Here is a 19,814-nt window from a genome sequence, read left to right on the forward strand (position 1 = left end):
TATGTCCCGGATGGCACCGCTTGCACCTTACCCGTGCTCGCGGTGCCGTTTTTTTGTCGGGTGGCGGCTAACGCCTTACCCGACCTACGGCCCGTACCATGGCGAGCTGAAGCTCTCAACGCTATCTCTCCCCCATGGCTACTGAGACTGCCGGCGTGAGTGGCGACCGGGGCGACGGGAGCCGAACAGCGTGGGCTACGCCGCCGCCGGCACGCCGCTGTGAAAGCGGAACTCGGCCTCCGGACGGAGGATCAGCGCCGCTTCCGCCTCGCCGAGCTGGCGGACCCGTTCGCTGATATCTTCTCCGGCAATCTTCTGCGCCAGATCCAGGTAGTCCTGATAGTGACGCGCTTCCGAGCGCAGCAGCGACAGATAGAACTTCTGCAGATCGTCGTCCAGCCACGGCGCCAGCGCCGCAAAGCGCTCGCAGGAGCGGGCCTCGATATAGGCGCCGCAGATAAGCTTATCGATCAGCATCACCGGCTCATGTGAGCGCACCTCCCGTCGCATGCCGCGGGCATAGTTGCTGGCGGTGATTTTGACGTAGGGGATATCGCGCGCCAGCATCATCTCCCGCACCTGCCAGAAGTGATGCAGCTCCTCTTTAATCAGCAAAATCATGCTGTCCAGCAGCTGACGGCCCCACGGGTCGTCGGTCTGCGGCATGGCGCTTTTGTTGATCCGCTTATGCAGGGCGACAAAATCCGGCTCCGGCCCCCGGCGGTAGGTGAAGTCTTCATACGGCTTCAGGCAGGCCAGCAGCTCGTCGGCGTCGGCTTTATCCGCGACATAGCGACGCACCAGCAGCATGGCGTTCTGCGCCGCTTTCAGTTCGCACACCATATGGTCGGTCAGCAGCAGCGGCAGGTTTTCCGGCTTGCGGGCTTCGTCAATCCACGCCTGCGGCGTCGGGCAGTGCAGGAAGTTGATAATCGGGGAGAGTATCTGCGGGTAATCCATGGAGGTTCCTTGCTATACGGCGGCTGGCGCCGCCGTATCATCTACATCTTCTGCGACTTAGTGACGAACACCATCGTCGTCTTCATCGACAAAATCTTCGTCATCCTCGCCATCTTCTTCACCGTTCGGGTCCTCATAGTAGGTGCCCCAACCGTCATACTCGACGTCAAATTTTTCTGCCAGCGTCATCAGCTGTTCCACCTGGGCATCGATCAGTTCTGCGTTCAGGGCGCATTCGCTCAGAATATCGCAGCAGATGACCACTTCACCCTCTTCCACTTCCAGCTCTTCGGGCTCGGTCACTTCGTAGCCCAGCTTAAACGCTTCCACCGCCACTTTCTCCAGGGTTTCGAAATCGTCTGCAGAGAGGTGATGCTCAATCGTGTACAGTGCGTCCGGATCGCTGCCATCTTCCAGCAGCTCTTCGATAATCAGACGCGTCTCTTCACGCTGTTCTTCCAGGTGTTCCGGGTTTGCCATGGCTCGTTCCTCATAATGTGCGGCAGTTATCCCTATTGTCACATACCGCCGTCATTGCCTCCACTTCTCAGTGAAAGATTTCGATCACAGACTTGCAAATGAATATTCATACATATAAATTGAATTTTAATTCAATTAGTGGCCTATGCCAGGTGAGGGAACCATGTCTGCGTTTTACCAGAAGCATTTTTTAAAGTTACTCGATTTTACGCCTGCAGAAATCACCGCCCTGCTCGAGCTGGCGGCAAAGCTGAAAGCCGATAAGAAAAACGGTATCGAAGTCCAGAAACTGGCAGGGAAAAACATCGCGCTCATCTTCGAAAAAGACTCAACCCGTACACGATGCTCTTTCGAAGTTGCCGCATACGATCAGGGCGCCCGCGTGACCTACCTGGGGCCCAGCGGCAGCCAGATTGGCCATAAAGAGTCGATCAAGGACACCGCCCGCGTGCTCGGACGGATGTACGACGGCATTCAGTACCGCGGCCACGGCCAGGAAGTGGTGGAGACCCTGGCGCAATACGCCGGCGTGCCGGTGTGGAACGGCCTCACCAACGAGTTCCACCCTACCCAGCTGCTGGCGGACCTGCTGACCATGAAAGAGCACCTGCCGGGCAAAGCCTTTAACCAGATGACGCTGGTCTACGCCGGCGACGCGCGCAACAACATGGGCAATTCGATGCTGGAAGCCGCGGCGCTGACCGGTCTGGATCTGCGCCTGGTGGCGCCCTCGGCCTGCTGGCCGGAGGCCGCGCTGGTGGAAACCTGTACCGCGCTGGCGAAACAGCAGGGCGGCAACATCACTCTGACGGAAGATATCGCCGCGGGGGTGCAAGGCGCCGATTTTATCTATACCGACGTCTGGGTCTCAATGGGCGAGGCGAAGGAAAAATGGGCCGAACGTATCGCCCTGCTGCGCGACTATCAGGTTAACAGCGCGATGCTGGCGCTGACCGGCAACCCGCAGGTCAAATTCCTCCACTGCCTGCCGGCGTTCCACGACGACCAGACCACGCTGGGCAAACAGATGGCTGCCGATTACGGCCTGCACGGCGGCATGGAGGTGACTGACGAGGTGTTTGAGTCGGCGGCAAGCGTGGTCTTCGACCAGGCGGAAAACCGGATGCACACCATCAAAGCGGTGATGGTGGCGACGCTGAGCAAATAGTCCTTCGCTCGCCGTCAAATCCCGGATCGCTTGGCGCGTATCCGGGATACCGCTCGTCAGGACGCTTTGTCACGCCATCAGCATCTTCACCACCGCTTTGCGCACCTTCGCCGGGGCGCCCACGGCGCACAGCGGTTTATGCACTTCGCCGGGATAAAACACCACAAAGTCCCCTTCGTTAAGGATCACCGTTTGCTCCTGCGCCCCCTCCGCCAGGAAAGCGATGTCTTTCTCCGCCAGCCAGTCGGTCTGCGGCTCTCCTGCCGGCAGGGTGCTGAAGGTCATCCCCTCGCTGCCGCGGAGCACAATCTGGATATCGAGATAGCGGGCATGATATTCCGCGCGACGCGCGGCCTGCGGCTCGGTGGTGTCCTCGGAAATCAGATAAAACAGGTTGTTGCCGTCGATATCATGTTTACCCAGCGGCGTCGCCTCGCTGACATGGGCGATAACGTGTTCGATAGCCTCGCGCAGCGCGGCAGGCAGCCATGGCTGCAGATGGTGGATATTGCCAATAATCATCGCTTACCTCAAATATAAAACAACATTTCATTTTTGCGTTTTATACCCCCATCGTCGCTGCCATACCAGTGCAGTTTCACGGTTCTTTGCGCTGGCGCACTTTTCTGCAGGCAAACGATTACCTGTTTGTGAATGAATCGCTTGATCGTCATAACGGTCTGCGTATAATGCCAGTCGTTTTGCCGGGAGGAAGCATGGCCAATTGCGTACGACATTCTGTCTTAGCGCGTCTCAATGCAGACGCTGGCCTGCCGTTTTTCTTTCCGTTGCTCATTGGATTCCCGAAGCCCCTTATTTAAGGGGCTTTTTTTTTGCCCAGGCGTCAGGAGATAAGCATGGCTAACCCGCTATATCAAAAACATATCATTTCCATAAACGATCTCAGCCGCGAAGACCTCGAACTGGTGCTGGCGACGGCGGCAAAGCTGAAAGCTAATCCACAACCCGAGCTGCTGAAGCATAAGGTTATCGCCAGCTGTTTCTTTGAAGCCTCGACCCGCACCCGCCTCTCTTTTGAAACCTCGATGCACCGCCTGGGGGCCAGCGTGGTCGGCTTCTCCGACAGCGCCAACACCTCGCTGGGCAAAAAAGGGGAAACGCTGGCGGATACCATCTCCGTCATCAGCACCTACGTTGACGCCATCGTGATGCGTCATCCGCAGGAGGGCGCCGCCCGTCTGGCGACCGAATTCTCCGGCGGCGTGCCGGTACTGAACGCCGGCGACGGCGCCAACCAGCACCCGACCCAGACCCTGCTCGACCTGTTCACCATTCAGGAGACCCAGGGCCGCCTCGAAAACCTCAACGTGGCGATGGTCGGCGATCTGAAGTATGGCCGTACCGTCCACTCCCTGACCCAGGCGCTGGCCAAATTCAGCGGCAACCGCTTCTACTTTATCGCCCCGGACGCGCTGGCCATGCCGCAGTACATCCTCGATATGCTGGATGAAAAAGGTATCGCCTGGAGCCTGCATAGCGCCATCGACGACGTGATGGCGGAAGTGGATATTCTCTACATGACCCGCGTGCAGAAAGAGCGTCTGGATCCGTCGGAATACGCCAACGTCAAAGCGCAGTTCGTCCTGCGCGCCGCCGACCTCGAAGGGGCACGCGCCAATATGAAGGTGCTGCACCCGCTGCCGCGCATTGACGAAATCACCACCGATGTCGATAAAACGCCGCACGCCTGGTACTTCCAGCAGGCCGGTAACGGCATCTTCGCCCGCCAGGCGTTACTGGCACTGGTACTGAATAGCGAGCTGGCACTGTAAGGGGAAATGAGAGATGACACACGACAATAAACTGCAGGTAGAAGCGATCAAACGCGGCACCGTGATCGACCACATTCCGGCGCAGGTCGGCTTTAAGCTGCTCACCCTGTTCAAACTGACCGAAACCGACCAGCGCATCACCATCGGCCTGAACCTGCCCTCCGGCGAGATGGGCCGCAAAGATTTGATTAAAATCGAGAACACCTTCCTGACCGACGAGCAGGTTAACCAGCTGTCGCTGTACGCCCCGCAGGCGACGGTAAACCGCATTGATGATTACGAAGTGGTGGGCAAATCCCGCCCGAGCCTGCCGGATCGCATCGACAGCGTGCTGGTGTGCCCGAACAGCAACTGTATCAGCCACGCCGAACCGGTTTCTTCCAGTTTTGCAGTGAAAAAACGCGCTGATGACATCGCACTCAAATGTAAATACTGCGAAAAAGAGTTTTCTCATTATGTGGTGCTGGCCAACTAAATGCGGTTGGTATTGGTGGTAGGCCTCCCTATAATGGCTACCACCCTACGCTTCGTCCTTCAGGCGGCGTCTGCGCCCGGCGGCACAGCGCTTACCGCCTGGCGGCCACCTGAATGATTTTGCGTAACATTACTCAGTTCATCTGGAGATAACATGAGCAAAACTATTGCGACGGAAAATGCACCAGCAGCGATTGGCCCCTACGTTCAGGGCGTTGACCTGGGCAGCATGATCATCACCTCTGGCCAGATCCCGGTCGACCCGAAAACCGGCAGCGTCCCGGAAGACGTGTCCGCGCAGGCGCGCCAGTCGCTGAACAACGTGAAAGCCATCGTTGAAGCCGCAGGCCTCACCGTCGGCGATATCGTCAAGACCACCGTTTTCGTCAAAGATCTCAACGATTTCGCTACCGTTAACGCCACTTACGAAGCGTTCTTCACCGAGCACAACGCCACCTTCCCGGCGCGCTCCTGCGTTGAAGTGGCGCGTCTGCCGAAAGACGTGAAGATCGAGATCGAAGCCATCGCCGTGCGTCGCTGATCGCGAACTCCGGCATGAAAAAAGGCAGCCCGCAGGCTGCCTTTTTTACGTGGGTCATCCGCAAACCTTCCCCTCACTGCCAGCCGTAGCGGCGGCTGTAGAAGCCTTTGACCGTTTGGGTCAACACCATATAGCCCGCCAGGATCGCCACCAGCCATGGGAAGTAGCTCAGCGGCAGGGCCTGCAGCTGCAGATAGCCCGCCAGCGGCGAGAACGGCAGCGCGATCCCCACCGCCATCACCACCAGGGTCATGGCGAAAAGCGGCCAGGCGGCGCGGCTCTGGACGAACGGAATGCGCCGGGTGCGGATCATGTGCACGATCAGCGTTTGCGACAACAGCCCTTCAATAAACCAGCCGGACTGGAACAGGGTCTGCATCTCCACGGTATTGGCGTGGAACACCCACCACATCAGGCCGAAGGTGAGGATGTCGAAAATCGAGCTGATCGGGCCGAAGAAGACCATAAAGCGTCCGAGGTCGGCCGGGTTCCAGCGCTGCGGCTTGCGGATCTGTTCATCGTCGACATTATCGAACGGGATCGCCACCTGGGAGACATCGTACAGCAGGTTCTGAATCAACAGGTGCAGCGGCAGCATCGGCAGAAACGGCAGGAAGGCGCTGGCCACCAGCACGCTGAAGACATTGCCGAAGTTGGAGCTGGCGGTCATTTTGATGTACTTAAGCATGTTGGCGAAAGTGCGGCGGCCTTCGATCACCCCCTCCTCCAGCACCATCAGGCTTTTCTCCAGCAGAATGATATCCGCCGCCTCGCGGGCGATATCCACCGCGCCGTCGACCGAGATGCCGATGTCCGCCGCGCGCAGCGCCGGGGCGTCGTTGATGCCGTCGCCCATAAAGCCCACCACGTGGCCTTCGCGTTTCAGCAGCGTCACGATGCGCTCCTTATGCAGCGGCGCCAGGCGGGCGAAGAGCGTGGTGCGTTTCGCCAGCGCCGCCAGCTCGTCGTCGCTCATGGCTTCAATCTGGCTGCCAATCACCACTTCGCCGGCATCCAGCCCCACTTCATGGCACACCTTCGCCGCCACCAGCTCGCTGTCGCCGGTGAGGATCTTCACCGTGATGCCGCTGGCTTTTAACGCTTTCAGCGCCGGGGCGGTGGTCTCTTTCGGCGGATCGAGGAAGGCGATGTAGCCTTCAAGGATCAGGTCCGACTCATCGGCGCGCTGGTAGTCGCCTTCGCGGGCCGGCAGGTACTTGGTCGCCACCGCCACCACCCGCAGCCCCTGCCGGTTGAGGGTGTCAGTGACCCGGCGAATGCGGCGCAGCATGGTGTCGTCCAGCGGCACGATATCGCCGTTGTAGCGCACCTGGGTTGAGACGTTGAGGATCTCCTGCAGCGCCCCTTTGCAGATCAGCTGATGCGCGGCGTCCTCCTCTTTCACCACCACCGACATGCGGCGGCGTTCGAAATCGAAGGGGATCTCATCCACTTTCTGCCAGCGCGCCGCCAGCCCGCGGGCGGCCTCCAGCTCAACGCCCTCCAGCACCGCGGTGTCGAGCAGATTTTTCAACCCGGTCTGGTAGTGGCTGTTCAGCCAGGCGGCATGCAGTACGCGCTCGCTGACCTTGCCGGAGACGTCGGTATGGTTCTCCAGCACAATCTTATCCTGGGTCAGGGTGCCGGTTTTATCGGTGCAGAGGATGTCCATCGCGCCAAAGTTCTGAATGGCGTCGAGGTGCTTCACGATGACCTTTTGCTTCGACAGCTTTACCGCCCCGCGCGCCAGCGTCGAGGTGACGATCATCGGCAGCATCTCCGGCGTCAGGCCGACCGCTACCGACAGCGCGAACAGCGCCGCCTCCCACCAGTCGCCTTTGGTGTAGCCATTGATCAGCAACACCACCGGGGCCATCACCAGCATAAAGCGGATCAGCAGCATACTCACCCGGCTGATGCCTTTCTGGAAGGCGTTCGGCTCGCTCTCCTGCTCGCTGACGCGGCCGGCCAGTTGACCAAACCAGGTGTGGCCGCCGGTGGCGAAGACGATGGCCTGCGCCGAGCCGCTCACCACGTTGGTGCCCATAAAACACAGGGTGTCGCACTCCAGCGGGTTCTGCTGCAGCGGATCGCGGCTGCGGGCCACTTTCTCCACCGGCAGCGATTCGCCGGTCAGCGAGGCCTGGGCGACGAACAGATCCCGCGCCTGCAGGATACGCAGGTCCGCCGGGATCATGTCCCCCGCCGACAGCCGGATGATGTCGCCCGGCACCAGCTGGTCGATAGGCAGCTCCAGCCAGCGGCTCTCCCCCTGTTCGTTGACCACCCGCAGCACGGTGGCGGTATTGCTCACCATCGCCTTCAGCGCATCCGCCGCTTTGGTCGAGCGCGCCTCCTGGATGAAGTTGAGCAGCGTCGAGATCCCCACCATCAGGGCGATCACCCCGGCGGCGAACAGATCTTCGGTGGAATAGGAGACGACGCCGAGCACCGTCAGCAGCAGATTGAACGGGTTGCGGTAGCAGGTCCACAGATGCACCCACCACGGCGAGGGCTTCTGCGCCGGGATCTGGTTGTCGCCGTGTTTAAGGATTTTCGCCGCCACTTCGCCTTCATTGAGCCCTTCAGGGTGGCTGTCAAAGGCGCGCCAGATCTCCTGGTCGTCCATCGCCGCCACGTCCAGGCACTGTTTGCCCAGCGACTCAGGAATGGGGCCGCTCGCCAGATGGCGGGCGTCCGGCAGCGGATCGCGCTGGACTAAACGGCGTGGCAGATGGCGGCTAAGCTGTGCGAACAGCTGCCGGGTATAATTTTTCAGCATAAACAGTCCCTCCGCGCTCGCGCAAGCGAACGCAGCGTTGCCGACGGGCGTAGCAAAACCTACCTGTCAGGCATGTTATTTTTATGGCAGGGACATCAAGGACGTCACTGCTTTACGCTTTCCGGTAAAGCAGTGTTAAACAGGCTTACCGGAAAGAAAGGTTGCTCCATCGAGGATGAGGAGTGGGATCGGGGTCCATAACTATCTCCGGTAATTGAATATAAACGGCGCGGATTATAGCGCCCTCGTTGAGGATTGTGTGGCAATAATGGCGATGATAAACCCGCGCAACTAAACCGAACGTAAACCAGACTTTGCTCATTGCGGTTTGGTTGAGTAGCATTAGGCTCACTTCTACCCACCCTGACGAGAATTCCGCATGCAGAACCGGCTGACCATCAAAGATATCGCGCGCTTAAGCGGCGTAGGGAAATCAACGGTATCCCGCGTCCTCAACAACGAGAGCGGGGTCAGCGAACGGACCCGCGAGCGCGTCGAAGCGGTGATGCAGCAGCACGGTTTCTCGCCCTCCCGCTCCGCCCGCGCCATGCGCGGCCAGAGCGATAAAGTGGTGGCGATTATCGTCACCCGTCTCGATTCGCTGTCGGAAAACCTCGCCGTGCAGACCATGCTGCCCGCCTTTTATGAGCAGGGTTACGACCCGATTATGATGGAGAGTCAGTTCTCCCCTGGGCTGGTGGAGGAGCATCTCGGCATGCTCGCCCGGCGTAATATTGACGGCGTGGTGCTGTTCGGTTTTACCGGCATCGACGAGGCGATGCTCGCTCCCTGGCGCGACACCCTGGTGCTGATGGCCCGCGACGCCCCCGGCTTCGCCTCGGTGTGCTATGACGACGAGGGGGCCATCACGCTGCTGATGCAGCGGCTCTACGAGCGCGGACATCGCCACATCAGCTTCCTTGGCGTACCGCACAGCGACGTCACCACCGGCGAACGCCGCCATCTCGCCTACCTCGCCTTCTGTAAAAAGCATCGCCTGACGCCCACCGCCGCCCTGCCGGGGCTGGGCATGAAGCAGGGGTATGACACCGTCGCCAGCGTGCTGACGGCCGAGACCAGCGCCCTGGTGTGCGCCACCGATACCCTCGCCCTCGGCGCCAGCAAATATCTCCAGCAGCAGGGCCGCGATGCGCTGCAGCTCGCCAGCGTCGGCAGCACGCCGCTGATGAAGTTTCTCCACCCGGAAATATTGACCGTCGATCCTGGCTATGCCGAGTCCGGACGCCGGGCCGCCCGGCAGTTGATCGAGCAGATCGCCGGCAGCGTCGATCCCCGCCAGATCGTCATTCCCGCCGCCCTCAATTAATCTCGTTCGGGCGATTTATGTGATCGTCGCCGGGTTTCGGGAACGTTCCCATTTTGCAAATCAAGCGGAACGGTTAGGATGCCCTCAAGGTAAAAACGGCATCTCTCCCCTCTGTTTTTGAGGCTTCATCATGAGCAAAGTAAACCAGCAGGACATCGATAAACTGATCGAACTGGTGGGCGGGCGCGGCAATATCGCCACCGTCAGCCACTGTATTACCCGTTTGCGCTTTGTGCTGAACGACCCGGCCATCGCCAGACCAAAAGAGATTGAGCAACTGCGCATGGTGAAGGGATGCTTCACTAACGCCGGTCAGTTCCAGGTGGTCATCGGCACCGAGGTGGGTGATTACTACAAGGCCCTGCTGGCGACCACCGGTCAGACTTCCGCCGATAAAGAGCAGGTCAAACAGGCCGCGCGGCAAAATATGAAGTGGCATGAACAGCTGATCTCGCACTTCGCCGAGATCTTCTTCCCACTGCTGCCGGCGCTGATCAGCGGCGGTCTGATCCTCGGTTTCCGCAACGTCATCGGCGACTTACCCATGAGCAACGGCCAGACGCTGGCCCAGATGCACCCGTCGCTGAAAACCATCTATGACTTCCTGTGGCTGATTGGCGAGGCGATCTTCTTCTATCTGCCGGTGGGGATCTGCTGGTCGGCGGTGAAGAAGATGGGCGGTACGCCGATCCTCGGGATCGTCCTGGGCGTGACCCTGGTATCCCCGCAGCTGATGAACGCCTATCTCCTCGGCCAGCAGGTGCCGGAGGTGTGGAACTTCGGCCTGTTTACCATTGCTAAAGTCGGCTACCAGGCGCAGGTCATACCGGCCCTGCTGGCGGGCCTGACCTTAGGCTTTATCGAGACGCGCCTCAAGCGCATTGTGCCTGACTACCTCTATCTGGTCATTGTGCCGGTCTGCTCGCTGATCCTCGCGGTATTCCTCGCGCACGCCATTATCGGTCCGTTCGGCCGCCTGATCGGCGACGGCGTGGCCTTCGCAGTGCGCCATCTGTTAACCGGCAGCTTCGCGCCGATCGGCGCCGCGCTGTTTGGCTTCCTCTACGCGCCGCTGGTGATTACCGGCGTCCATCAGACCACCCTCGCCATCGATATGCAGATGATCCAGAGCATGGGCGGGACCCCGGTGTGGCCGCTGATTGCGCTGTCCAACATTGCCCAGGCGTCGGCGGTGGTCGGCATCATCATCGCCAGCCGCAAGCAGAATGAACGTGAAATCTCGGTACCGGCGGCGATCTCCGCCTATCTCGGGGTCACCGAGCCGGCAATGTACGGTATCAACCTGAAGTACCGCTTCCCAATGCTGTGCGCGATGATCGGCTCCGGCCTCGCCGGCCTGCTGTGCGGCCTGAACGGCGTGCTGGCGAACGGCATCGGCGTCGGCGGCCTGCCGGGGATCCTCTCCATCCAGCCGAGCTACTGGCAGGTGTACGCCATGGCGATGGCCATCGCGGTGGTGGTGCCGATTATCCTCACCACCGTGGTGTATCAGCGCAAGTACCGTCAGGGCACCTTGCAGATTGTCTAACTTCTTCTTTCGGGGCGCCTTTGGCGCCCCTCGTTGCAGCAGGAAAGTACTATGAATCATCTCCCCCACTGGTGGCAAAACGGCGTTATTTATCAAATCTATCCGAAGAGTTTTCAGGATACCACCGGCAGCGGCACCGGCGACCTGCGCGGCGTCACCTCCCGCCTCGACTATCTGCAAAAGCTTGGGGTCGACGCCATCTGGCTGACGCCGTTCTACGTTTCACCGCAGGTGGATAACGGCTACGACGTGGCAAACTACACCGCCATCGATCCCTCCTACGGCACGATGGCCGATTTTGACGCCCTGGTGGCGGAAGCGAAGGCCCGCGGGATCCGCATCGTGCTGGATATGGTGCTGAACCATACCTCGACCGAACACGAGTGGTTCCGTCAGTCGCTGAATAAGGAGAGCCCCTACCGTCAGTTCTATATCTGGCGCGACGGCGAACCGGACGCCCTGCCGAACAACTGGCGCTCCAAGTTTGGCGGCAACGCCTGGCAGTGGCATGCCGACAGCGGTCAGTATTATCTGCACCTGTTCGCCATTGAGCAGGCGGATCTCAACTGGGAGAACCCGGCGGTGCGCGCCGAGCTGAAAAAGGTCTGCGAATTCTGGGCCGACCGCGGCGTCGACGGCCTGCGCCTCGACGTGGTCAACCTGATCTCGAAGGATCAGGCCTTTCCCTGCGATGCGGACGGGGATGGCCGCCGCTTCTACACCGACGGCCCGCGGGTGCATGAGTTCCTGCAGGAGATGAGCCGCGATGTCTTCACGCCGCGTCATCTGATGACCGTCGGCGAGATGTCTTCCACCTCGCTGGAACACTGCCAGCAGTACGCCGCGCTGGACGGCCGCGAGCTGTCGATGACCTTTAACTTCCACCATTTAAAAGTCGATTATCCCGGTGGGGAGAAGTGGACCCTCGCCCGCCCGGACTATGTGGCGCTGAAGGCGCTGTTCCGCCACTGGCAGCAGGGGATGCACAACCGGGCGTGGAACGCGCTGTTCTGGTGTAATCACGATCAGCCGCGCATCGTCTCGCGCTTTGGCGACGAAGGCGAGTACCGGGTGCCGGCGGCGAAGATGCTGGCGATGGTGCTGCACGGCATGCAGGGCACGCCCTATATTTATCAGGGCGAAGAGATCGGCATGACCAATCCGCACTTCAACAGCATCAGCGATTATCGCGACGTTGAGAGCCACAATATGTTTATCGAACGTGCGGCGCAGGGGCAAAGTCCGGACGAACTGCTGGCGATCCTTGCCAGCAAGTCGCGCGACAACAGCCGCACGCCGATGCCGTGGCATGGTGGCGAGAACGGTGGCTTTAGCGATGGCGAACCGTGGATCGGCCTTGGCGATAACTACCGGGAGATCAACGTCGAGGCGGCGCTGGCGGACCCTGATTCGGTGTTTTATGCCTATCAGCAGCTGATTACGCTGCGTAAAACCCTGCCGCTGCTGACCTGGGGCGATTATCAGGATCTCCTGCCTGACCATCCGTCGCTGTGGTGCTATCGCCGTCAGTGGCAGGGACAAACGCTGGTGGTCGCCGCCAACCTGGGCCGCGACCTGCAGGCCTGGCAGCCTGAGGACGCCCCGGGCGAGTGGAAGATGATCATCAGCAACTATGCCGAGACCACGCCCCGCCCAACCGGGCTGACGCTGCGGCCGTTCGAAGCGGTATGGTGGCTGCAGGCGTAAGGTGTCCCCTGCCCTCCCGAAATGAGAAGGTCATGCCTGGCGCCGGTGGCGAACGCCAGGCATTTTTGCTTATTTTCCAGCCAGATAAATTTACATTTATCGCCAGCGCCCATCATCCGTACTCTCACCTTTTTACCTTGTTCTGGGTCAATAAAATCGCAAACATCTTTGATGCAAATCACTACATATAGAACTTAAAATGCGTCTCGGCCCTACATGTTGTATTAATCGTCTATTATGTCACCATATCTTGTCGATGTCTGGCGGTGATGAGATGTGGATAAAACGGGCCGGATCTGAAGGCAAACAGCACGAGCCGTAGCGTGCAGCGCCTTCGGGATAACCTCCGCCTCTGTGGATAACCTGTTCTATATATGGAGTGATCATGACACCGCATGTGATGAAACGTGATGGCTGTAAAGTGCCGTTCAAGTCAGAGCGCATTCAGGAAGCAATTCTGCGTGCAGCTAAAGCAGCGGGAGTCGATGACGCAGACTATTGCGCCACCGTCGCAGAAGTCGTTAGCCAACAAATGCAGGGCCGCGCCCAGGTCGACATCAACGAGATCCAGACCGCGGTGGAAAACCAGCTGATGTCCGGCCCCTATAAGCAGCTGGCGCGCGCCTACATTGAGTATCGCCATGACCGCGATAGCCAGCGTGAGAAGCGCGGCCGCCTCAATCAGGAGATCCGCGGCCTCGTCGAGCAGACCAACTCCGCGCTGCTCAACGAAAACGCCAACAAGGACAGTAAAGTCATCCCGACCCAGCGCGACCTGCTGGCCGGTATCGTCGCCAAGCACTACGCCCGACAGCACCTGCTGCCTCACGATGTGGTGATGGCCCACGAACGCGGCATGATCCACTATCATGACCTCGATTACTCGCCCTTCTTCCCGATGTTTAACTGCATGCTGATCGACCTGAAAGGCATGCTGACCCAGGGCTTTAAGATGGGCAACGCGGAGATCGAGCCGCCGAAGTCTATCTCTACCGCCACCGCGGTGACCGCGCAGATCATCGCCCAGGTCGCCAGCCATATTTACGGCGGCACCACCATCAACCGTATCGATGAAGTGCTGGCGCCGTTCGTCAGCGAAAGCTTTAACAAGCATCGTAAAATCGCTGAAGAGTGGCAGATCCCGGATGCCGAAGGCTATGCCCGCGCCCGTACCGAAAAAGAGTGCTACGACGCCTTCCAGTCGCTGGAGTATGAGGTTAACACGCTGCATACCGCCAACGGCCAGACGCCGTTCGTCACCTTCGGGTTCGGTCTCGGCACCAGCTGGGAATCGCGGCTGATCCAGCAGTCGATTCTGCGCAACCGCATTGCCGGCCTCGGTAAAAACCGTAAGACCGCGGTGTTCCCGAAACTGGTGTTCGCGATCCGTGACGGCCTGAACCATAAGTTCGGCGACCCGAACTACGACATCAAACAGCTGGCGCTGGAGTGCGCCAGCAAGCGCATGTACCCGGATATCCTCAACTACGACCAGGTGGTGAAGGTTACCGGGTCGTTCAAAACGCCGATGGGCTGCCGCAGCTTCCTCGGGGTGTGGGAAAACGAGAACGGCGAGCAGGTGCACGATGGGCGCAATAACCTCGGCGTCATCAGCCTCAACCTGCCGCGCATCGCCCTGGAAGCGAAAGGCGACGAAGCCGCCTTCTGGGCGCTGCTGGACGAGCGCCTGCAGCTGGCGCGCAAAGCGCTGATGACCCGCATTGCCCGCCTGGAAGGGGTAAAAGCGCGCGTGGCGCCGATCCTCTATATGGAAGGGGCCTGCGGCGTACGGCTGAAAGCCGACGACGACGTCGCCGAGATCTTTAAAAACGGCCGGGCGTCGATTTCGCTGGGCTATATCGGTATCCATGAAACTATCAATGCGCTGTACGGCAACCAGCATATGTACGACAGCGAGGAGCTGCGCGAGAAGGGTGTGGCCATCGTCCAGCGCCTGCGCGACGCCGTCGATTTGTGGAAAGAAGAGACCGGCTACGGCTTTAGCCTGTACAGCACGCCGAGCGAAAACCTGTGCGACCGCTTCTGCCGTCTCGACACCGCCGAGTTTGGCGTGGTGGAGGGCGTGACCGACAAAGGTTACTACACCAACAGCTTCCACCTCGACGTGGAGAAGAAGGTCAACCCGTACGACAAGATCGATTTTGAAGCGCCGTATCCGCCGCTGGCTAACGGGGGCTTCATTTGCTACGGCGAATACCCAAACATCCAGCACAACCTGAAGGCGCTGGAAGACGTATGGGATTACAGCTATCAGCATGTGCCGTACTACGGCACTAACACGCCGATCGATGAGTGCTACGAGTGCGGTTTCACCGGCGAGTTCGAGTGCACCAGCAAGGGCTTTACCTGCCCGAAATGCGGTAACCACGACGCCTCCCGCGTTTCCGTTACCCGTCGGGTGTGCGGCTACCTCGGCAGTCCGGACGCGCGTCCGTTCAACGCCGGCAAGCAGGAAGAAGTGAAGCGCCGCGTGAAGCACCTGGGCAACGGGCAGATCGGTTAATTCCAGCTGGTTTAGCCCCTCCCCCTCTCCCCAACGGGGAGAAGGGACCGGCTCCGTAGCCGTTTGGCCACTAAGGCGCCGTTCCCGGATCGCGGCGCAAAGCGCCTTATCCGGGCTACAACCGCGTATGCGGCTTTTCGTAGCCCGGGCGAGCGCAGCGACGCCGGGAGCCGTTCCCTTTACAAATGCACAGCACCTCCGTTTTCGCAAAGCCATTAGCGTCAGAGCAAGGCGGCAAACGAGTAAGTCCCGGGGAGCTTACTGGAGTAAGTGACCCGGGCGAGCGCAGCCAACGCCGCTACATCGGCAAATGAGAAGAGGAAACAATGAATTACCATCAATACTACCCGGTAGATATTGTCAACGGCCCCGGCACCCGCTGCACCCTGTTTGTCTCCGGCTGCGTCCATGAGTGCCCCGGCTGCTACAACAAAAGCACCTGGCGGGTGAACTCCGGCATGCCGTTTACCGCCGAGATGGCCGACCGCATCATTGCCGACCTCAACGATACCCGCATCAAACGCCAGGGGATTTCACTCTCCGGCGGCGATCCGCTGCATCCGCAGAACGTCGCGGAGATCCTCAAACTGGTTCAGCGCGTGCGTGCCGAATGCCCCGGCAAAGATATCTGGGTCTGGACCGGCTATAAACTGGATGAGCTGAATGAGGCGCAGATGCAGGTGGTGAACCTGATCAACGTGCTGGTCGACGGTAAGTTTGTGCAGGATTTAAAAGACCCGGCGCTGATCTGGCGCGGCAGCAGCAACCAGGTGGTACATCATTTGCGATAGCGTTTAGAGCCGTTTATTCGCCTGATGATAAACGGCCGCTTTCTCTCTTTTGCCAATGGCAATAACGTAAACCACCACCACACTATCCCGTACTTGATACACCAACCGATAACCTGACGCCTTAAGCTTGATTTTGTAGCAATCCGGTTAATCACTCAGACTGACCGATGCAATTCGCGGATTCTGCACAACCTGCTGGAGCTTATTTTTGAACTGTTTTTTGATCGTCTCGCCAAGCTTCTGCCATTCGCGCCAGGCACGCGGATCAAACGCCAGTTCATAGGTCATCCAGACTCACCTTCACCTCCGGCTGCGGGTTTTCCAGCCGCTCGCGGACGGTGCGTAATAATGCCGCTTCGCTATCGCTGATAGTCATACTTTTCACTGGCATGCGGCCATTTTCCGCAATGTATTGAAACAGCAGGCGCACCGCCTCCGTTGGCGTCATATCGAGTTTCTCCAGCACGGCATAAGCCTCTTTTTTGAGTTTATCGTCCAGTCGAACGTTGAGCGTGGCCATTATGCCTCCAGAAAGGGATATTTTGTAATGCATTATAGCATTACATTTGCATTACACTCGAATCTGGAAAACGCCTCTCAAAACCGGCTGACGCACTCCATCGCCACCGTTTTAAACTCATCGAAGCTGCGGGTCGCGGCGAGGCGGCTCATGGCGCGCTCGCGCAGGAAAGTCACGAAAATATCGTAGATCGCCATCGCCTCTTCATACTCGCGCTTGCTGATGGCGAGCAGGAAGATGATATGGGCGGTTTCGTCACCCCAGACGATGCCCTGCGGGGCAATGACGGTATAGACCACCGTCTTTTTCGCCAGTAGCCCCAGGGAGTGCGGCAGCGCAATGCCATCGCCGAGCATGGTGCTGACAATCGCTTCACGCTCCACCACCGAAGCATGAAACTCGGCGTCAACAAAGCCTTCCTCCAGCAGCTGCTGGCACAGCTCGGCGAACAGCGTTTGCTGATCCATCGGCGTATCGACCACCCGGAAGTGGGCGGCATCGAAGTACTTATTCAGCATCCATGGACGGGTACGGTCCACCAGCACCAGCTTGCCGATCTGATCCAGTTGATAGTCAGTGGGGAACGGCGCGATGGTCACTACCGGCTTGTCTTTTTCGCTGATCCGCACCGTGGAGATAACAAAATCCGCCTCGATCGCGTCCCGCTGTTCGTATTCGCGCTGGGAAATGGTGGCGGCGATCTCCAGCTGCGGATATTTGCGCTGCAGGATCGCCTCGATCATCCGCACCATCGCATTGCTGGTATCGCACACCAGCAGCACCTGCGGCTGACGCTGGTAGCCGATGTTGTAGTGGCGCTCCAGCCCGACGCCGATATGCAGCACCAGAAAGCCGATTTCGTTTTCGCTGATGGTGTACGGAGTATATTTGCCCCAGCTGGAGACCGCGGCGAGGGTCATATCCCAGGCCATCGGGTAGTGCTGTTTGATGTTATCCAGCAGCGGATTGGGGATCATGATCTGGTAGCGCACGCGGGTGATCATGGTCTTTATGTGGGTCAGCAGATCGGCGTGCAGCTGGGCATCGTCCAGCAGGTTGTAGTTATACTGGCTGTTGATGTAGCGCAGGATGTAGTTGACCAGCGCTTCGTCATCGTCGGCGCTGATGGTTTCCGGGTCCACGTCCTGTACCTGACGGGCGGCGATATGCACGCACAGCCACTCTTCTTCCGCGGGCGATAAAGGTTTACCGGCCAGCCGCTGCAGTTCGCCCGCCAGATCGCGCGCGGCATCGCGGACGTTCTGCGCCACATCTTCAGCACTAAAATCCGCCAGCGGGTAGCCTTCGCTGACGCGACGCACCACCACCGCCCCGTACAGGCCGATAAAGCGCTCGCCGACGTCAGTGAGGCGAATATGGTGGCGCGTGAGCGTCTCCTGCAGCACCGGCTCCAGCAGCGCAGGCACCTCCTCTGCAAAGGCCTCGGCGCCGATCGGCGGCGCGATACCGCCCTGCTGGGTTAGCTCCCACAGCAGGTCGGTGAGGCAGGTGCGAACCGATACCTCGCTACCGAACAGCTTCATGCCGTGGCGCGGGCGGGTTTCAAGGGTTAGCTGATAGCGCTGGAAGCGCTCGCGCACCTCGACCATATCGTTTTGCAGCGTGGCGCGGCTGACGAACCACTCATCCGCCAGGTCTTCCAGCTTGATCGAGAACGCCGACGTCAGAAAACGCACCAGCAGGAAAGTGATGCGATCCTGGGCGGTACGCGGGACATGCTGCGCCTTCGGCGCCGTCTCCTCCAGCGCCTGAAAGCTCGCCGGGTTATCAATTTTCAGCTGATAACCGCTGCCGCGGTTAAGGATAAACTGCGCGCCATACTGCGCCAGTAGCGCATTCAGGGCGGTAATATCGGCGCGCACGGTACGAGTGGAAACCGACAGGCGTTGCGCCAGCTCATCCTGCGGCAGCGTTTCATTCCGCAGCAGGGTGAAGAGTTGCGCTAAGCGTTGGTTGGGAAATCGCATGTCAGTTCCTTGTGGTTACGGCTCAGGGTTGGGCGGAAATCACCATCTGCGATGGGCTGCCGACCGGCGTGTAGTCTGAGACAAAGGTCAATTTGCCATCCTTCGGCGCCACGCTGAAGCGGGTAATATTATCGCTACGCTGGTTCATGACGTACAGCCACTGCCCCTGATTATCCAGGGTCAGCGTGCGGGGTAATCTCCGCGCGTCCAGATATCCTCCTGGTGGCGCAGGCGGCCGTCGGCCTGCACCGTAAAGTGGGCGATGCTGTTATGCAGACGGTTGGCGACGTACAGCTGTTTGCCGTCGTTGCTCAGCGCCAGGCCGGCGGCAAAGCTGGTGCCCTTATACTCTTTCGGCAGCGCGGAGACAGTTTTGCCTTCGCGCAGCAGGCCGCTTTGCTGATCCAGATGATAGAAGGTCAGCGTCGACGCTTCCTCGTTAATCAGCCACAGACCGTCGCCCTTTGGCGTGAAGACGAAGTGGCGCGGGCCGGCTCCCGGCGACGAGGCAGCGATAAACGGCGGATCGTTCGGCGTCAGCTTGCCGCTGGCGCTATCCAGCCGATACTGATAGATCCGATCCAGTCCCAGATCGGTGGAGTAAACAAATTTCCCGCTGGGATCGGCGGCGATCATATGGGCGTGCGGGCCATTGTGATCGCTGATGGCGAAGCTGCCCTCGACGGCCGCCGCCGGGCGTTCGGCCCCTGCCGGGCCTTCATCCTGATGCCTGTCCACCGCCTCACCCAGGCTACCGTCTTCTTTCACCGGTAGCACGGCGATGCTGCCGCTGACGTAGTTGGCCACCAGCAGCTGTTTACCGTTCGGCGTCAGGGAGAGATAAACCGGACCGGCGCCGCCGGAGGCGACCTGATTGAGTGCGGTCAGCTCGCCGTTCTTCTCAATGCGCCACGCCTGCACCACGCCTTTCTCCACCTCGCTGGCGGCATACAGCGTCTTGCCATCGCGCGAGGCGGTCAGCTGAGCGGCGTTCGGCAACGAACTCACCAGCGTCCTGTCACGTAGCGCGCCGGTTTGGCTGTCAACGGTAAAGCGGTACAGACCTTCGCCATTGGGATTATAGGTGCCTACCCAGGCATAGTGAGTTTGCGCGGCGGCGGCGGCGGCAAACAGGGACAGTGAAGCGACAAGCAGATGACGAGCGACAGGCATAGCAACTCCTTGATGGTTCAGTGGGATAAGCTGCCCC

The 19,814-nt window shown here is 59.6% G+C and carries 17 protein-coding genes and 2 pseudogenes; 11 read left to right on the plus strand and 8 right to left on the minus strand.

Going from position 1 to position 19,814, the window contains the following annotated elements; translation table 11 throughout:
* Positions 1-195 precede the first annotated feature (195 nt).
* Positions 196-960 carry a tRNA isopentenyl-2-thiomethyl-A-37 hydroxylase MiaE gene (miaE, locus tag ABLU95_RS24070; RefSeq protein WP_023291769.1) on the minus strand — a complete coding sequence of 255 codons (765 nt, stop codon included), beginning with the start codon at positions 958-960 and terminating at the stop codon, positions 196-198.
* Positions 961-1,017: 57 nt separating this feature from the next.
* Complete coding sequence (gene rraB / locus ABLU95_RS24075; protein ID WP_023291768.1) at positions 1,018-1,440, minus strand: ribonuclease E inhibitor RraB; 423 nt, start codon at positions 1,438-1,440, stop codon at positions 1,018-1,020.
* Positions 1,441-1,603: 163 nt separating this feature from the next.
* Between rraB and argF the strand changes: the two genes are divergently transcribed.
* The gene (gene argF, locus ABLU95_RS24080) at positions 1,604-2,608 is read left to right on the plus strand and encodes an ornithine carbamoyltransferase (protein WP_048296511.1); all 1,005 of its coding nucleotides are present in this window, start codon (positions 1,604-1,606) and stop codon (positions 2,606-2,608) included.
* A gap of 69 nt (positions 2,609-2,677) precedes the next feature.
* Here the strand turns inward: argF and ABLU95_RS24085 are convergent, their stop codons facing one another.
* Positions 2,678-3,130 (minus strand): YhcH/YjgK/YiaL family protein, encoded by a 453-nt coding sequence (locus ABLU95_RS24085; protein WP_023291766.1) that lies wholly within the window; start codon positions 3,128-3,130, stop codon positions 2,678-2,680.
* 194 nt (positions 3,131-3,324) lie between these two features.
* Here ABLU95_RS24085 and ABLU95_RS24090 point away from each other — a divergent pair, with 194 nt between their 5' ends.
* From ABLU95_RS24090 to ridA, 5 genes are all read left to right on the plus strand, one after another.
* Entirely contained in the window at positions 3,325-3,429 is a 105-nt protein-coding gene (locus ABLU95_RS24090) for a pyrBI operon leader peptide (protein ID WP_002886930.1), read from the plus strand.
* The gene (locus ABLU95_RS24095) at positions 3,404-3,463 is read left to right on the plus strand and encodes a pyrBI operon leader peptide (RefSeq protein WP_227650304.1); all 60 of its coding nucleotides are present in this window, start codon (positions 3,404-3,406) and stop codon (positions 3,461-3,463) included. The genes ABLU95_RS24090 and ABLU95_RS24095 overlap by 26 nt, the downstream gene beginning before the upstream one ends.
* A gap of 2 nt (positions 3,464-3,465) precedes the next feature.
* Positions 3,466-4,401, plus strand: coding sequence for an aspartate carbamoyltransferase (pyrB, locus tag ABLU95_RS24100; protein ID WP_004206522.1), 936 nt, complete (start codon positions 3,466-3,468; stop codon positions 4,399-4,401).
* A 13-nt stretch (positions 4,402-4,414) separates the two neighbouring features.
* Entirely contained in the window at positions 4,415-4,876 is a 462-nt protein-coding gene (gene pyrI / locus ABLU95_RS24105; protein WP_002886927.1) for an aspartate carbamoyltransferase regulatory subunit, read from the plus strand.
* A gap of 153 nt (positions 4,877-5,029) precedes the next feature.
* Positions 5,030-5,416: a 2-iminobutanoate/2-iminopropanoate deaminase gene (gene ridA / locus ABLU95_RS24110; RefSeq protein WP_002886926.1), complete on the plus strand. Its 387-nt coding sequence runs from the start codon at positions 5,030-5,032 to the stop codon at positions 5,414-5,416.
* A 73-nt stretch (positions 5,417-5,489) separates the two neighbouring features.
* Here the strand turns inward: ridA and mgtA are convergent, their stop codons facing one another.
* Positions 5,490-8,198 carry a magnesium-translocating P-type ATPase gene (mgtA, locus tag ABLU95_RS24115; protein WP_218810428.1) on the minus strand — a complete coding sequence of 903 codons (2,709 nt, stop codon included), beginning with the start codon at positions 8,196-8,198 and terminating at the stop codon, positions 5,490-5,492.
* 379 nt (positions 8,199-8,577) lie between these two features.
* Here mgtA and treR point away from each other — a divergent pair, with 379 nt between their 5' ends.
* From treR to nrdG, 5 genes are all read left to right on the plus strand, one after another.
* Positions 8,578-9,525, plus strand: a complete 948-nt coding sequence (gene treR, locus ABLU95_RS24120; RefSeq protein ID WP_004206520.1) for a trehalose operon repressor TreR — start codon at positions 8,578-8,580, stop codon at positions 9,523-9,525.
* Positions 9,526-9,655: 130 nt separating this feature from the next.
* A complete protein-coding gene (treB, locus tag ABLU95_RS24125; protein ID WP_023291762.1) occupies positions 9,656-11,074 on the plus strand; it encodes a PTS trehalose transporter subunit IIBC in 1,419 nt (472 codons plus the stop codon).
* A 51-nt stretch (positions 11,075-11,125) separates the two neighbouring features.
* Positions 11,126-12,781, plus strand: a complete 1,656-nt coding sequence (gene treC, locus ABLU95_RS24130; protein ID WP_241515827.1) for an alpha,alpha-phosphotrehalase — start codon at positions 11,126-11,128, stop codon at positions 12,779-12,781.
* Between the two features lie 385 nt (positions 12,782-13,166).
* Positions 13,167-15,305, plus strand: a complete 2,139-nt coding sequence (gene nrdD, locus ABLU95_RS24135; RefSeq protein WP_348880448.1) for an anaerobic ribonucleoside-triphosphate reductase — start codon at positions 13,167-13,169, stop codon at positions 15,303-15,305.
* 326 nt (positions 15,306-15,631) lie between these two features.
* Positions 15,632-16,096, plus strand: a complete 465-nt coding sequence (gene nrdG, locus ABLU95_RS24140) for an anaerobic ribonucleoside-triphosphate reductase-activating protein (RefSeq protein ID WP_012969085.1) — start codon at positions 15,632-15,634, stop codon at positions 16,094-16,096.
* 3 nt (positions 16,097-16,099) lie between these two features.
* Here the strand turns inward: nrdG and ABLU95_RS24145 are convergent.
* The 4 genes and pseudogenes from ABLU95_RS24145 to ABLU95_RS24160 all read right to left on the minus strand — a co-directional run bounded on the left by ABLU95_RS24145 (position 16,100) and on the right by ABLU95_RS24160 (position 19,777).
* Positions 16,100-16,384 (minus strand): annotated as a pseudogene (locus ABLU95_RS24145) (type II toxin-antitoxin system RelE/ParE family toxin).
* Complete coding sequence (locus tag ABLU95_RS24150) at positions 16,374-16,616, minus strand: type II toxin-antitoxin system RelB/DinJ family antitoxin (protein ID WP_023291757.1); 243 nt, start codon at positions 16,614-16,616, stop codon at positions 16,374-16,376. The pseudogene ABLU95_RS24145 and the gene ABLU95_RS24150 overlap by 11 nt, the downstream one beginning before the upstream one ends.
* Positions 16,617-16,693: 77 nt before the next feature.
* Complete coding sequence (locus ABLU95_RS24155) at positions 16,694-18,604, minus strand: PRD domain-containing protein (protein ID WP_241515825.1); 1,911 nt, start codon at positions 18,602-18,604, stop codon at positions 16,694-16,696.
* A gap of 22 nt (positions 18,605-18,626) precedes the next feature.
* Positions 18,627-19,777, minus strand: a pseudogene (locus ABLU95_RS24160) (lactonase family protein).
* Positions 19,778-19,814 lie beyond the last annotated feature (37 nt).

This window comes from Klebsiella sp. GG_Kp146 (assembly GCF_040061975.1).
GTDB classification, from domain to species: Bacteria; Pseudomonadota; Gammaproteobacteria; order Enterobacterales; family Enterobacteriaceae; genus Klebsiella; species Klebsiella quasipneumoniae.

Bases quoted from the DNA above. Each gene is read 5' to 3' on its own strand.
- pyrI (WP_002886927.1), top strand. From the start codon at position 4,415: ATGACACACGACAATAAACTGCAGGTAGAAGCGATCAAACGCGGCACC.
- ABLU95_RS24090 (WP_002886930.1), top strand. From the start codon at position 3,325: ATGGCCAATTGCGTACGACATTCTGTCTTAGCGCGTCTCAATGCAGAC.
- ridA (WP_002886926.1), top strand. From the start codon at position 5,030: ATGAGCAAAACTATTGCGACGGAAAATGCACCAGCAGCGATTGGCCCC.
- treC (WP_241515827.1), top strand. From the start codon at position 11,126: ATGAATCATCTCCCCCACTGGTGGCAAAACGGCGTTATTTATCAAATC.
- rraB (WP_023291768.1), bottom strand. From the start codon at position 1,440: ATGGCAAACCCGGAACACCTGGAAGAACAGCGTGAAGAGACGCGTCTG.
- ABLU95_RS24155 (WP_241515825.1), bottom strand. From the start codon at position 18,604: ATGCGATTTCCCAACCAACGCTTAGCGCAACTCTTCACCCTGCTGCGG.
- miaE (WP_023291769.1), bottom strand. From the start codon at position 960: ATGGATTACCCGCAGATACTCTCCCCGATTATCAACTTCCTGCACTGC.
- treB (WP_023291762.1), top strand. From the start codon at position 9,656: ATGAGCAAAGTAAACCAGCAGGACATCGATAAACTGATCGAACTGGTG.
- mgtA (WP_218810428.1), bottom strand. From the start codon at position 8,198: ATGCTGAAAAATTATACCCGGCAGCTGTTCGCACAGCTTAGCCGCCAT.
- ABLU95_RS24085 (WP_023291766.1), bottom strand. From the start codon at position 3,130: ATGATTATTGGCAATATCCACCATCTGCAGCCATGGCTGCCTGCCGCG.
- argF (WP_048296511.1), top strand. From the start codon at position 1,604: ATGTCTGCGTTTTACCAGAAGCATTTTTTAAAGTTACTCGATTTTACG.
- ABLU95_RS24150 (WP_023291757.1), bottom strand. From the start codon at position 16,616: ATGGCCACGCTCAACGTTCGACTGGACGATAAACTCAAAAAAGAGGCT.
- nrdG (WP_012969085.1), top strand. From the start codon at position 15,632: ATGAATTACCATCAATACTACCCGGTAGATATTGTCAACGGCCCCGGC.
- pyrB (WP_004206522.1), top strand. From the start codon at position 3,466: ATGGCTAACCCGCTATATCAAAAACATATCATTTCCATAAACGATCTC.
- nrdD (WP_348880448.1), top strand. From the start codon at position 13,167: ATGACACCGCATGTGATGAAACGTGATGGCTGTAAAGTGCCGTTCAAG.
- treR (WP_004206520.1), top strand. From the start codon at position 8,578: ATGCAGAACCGGCTGACCATCAAAGATATCGCGCGCTTAAGCGGCGTA.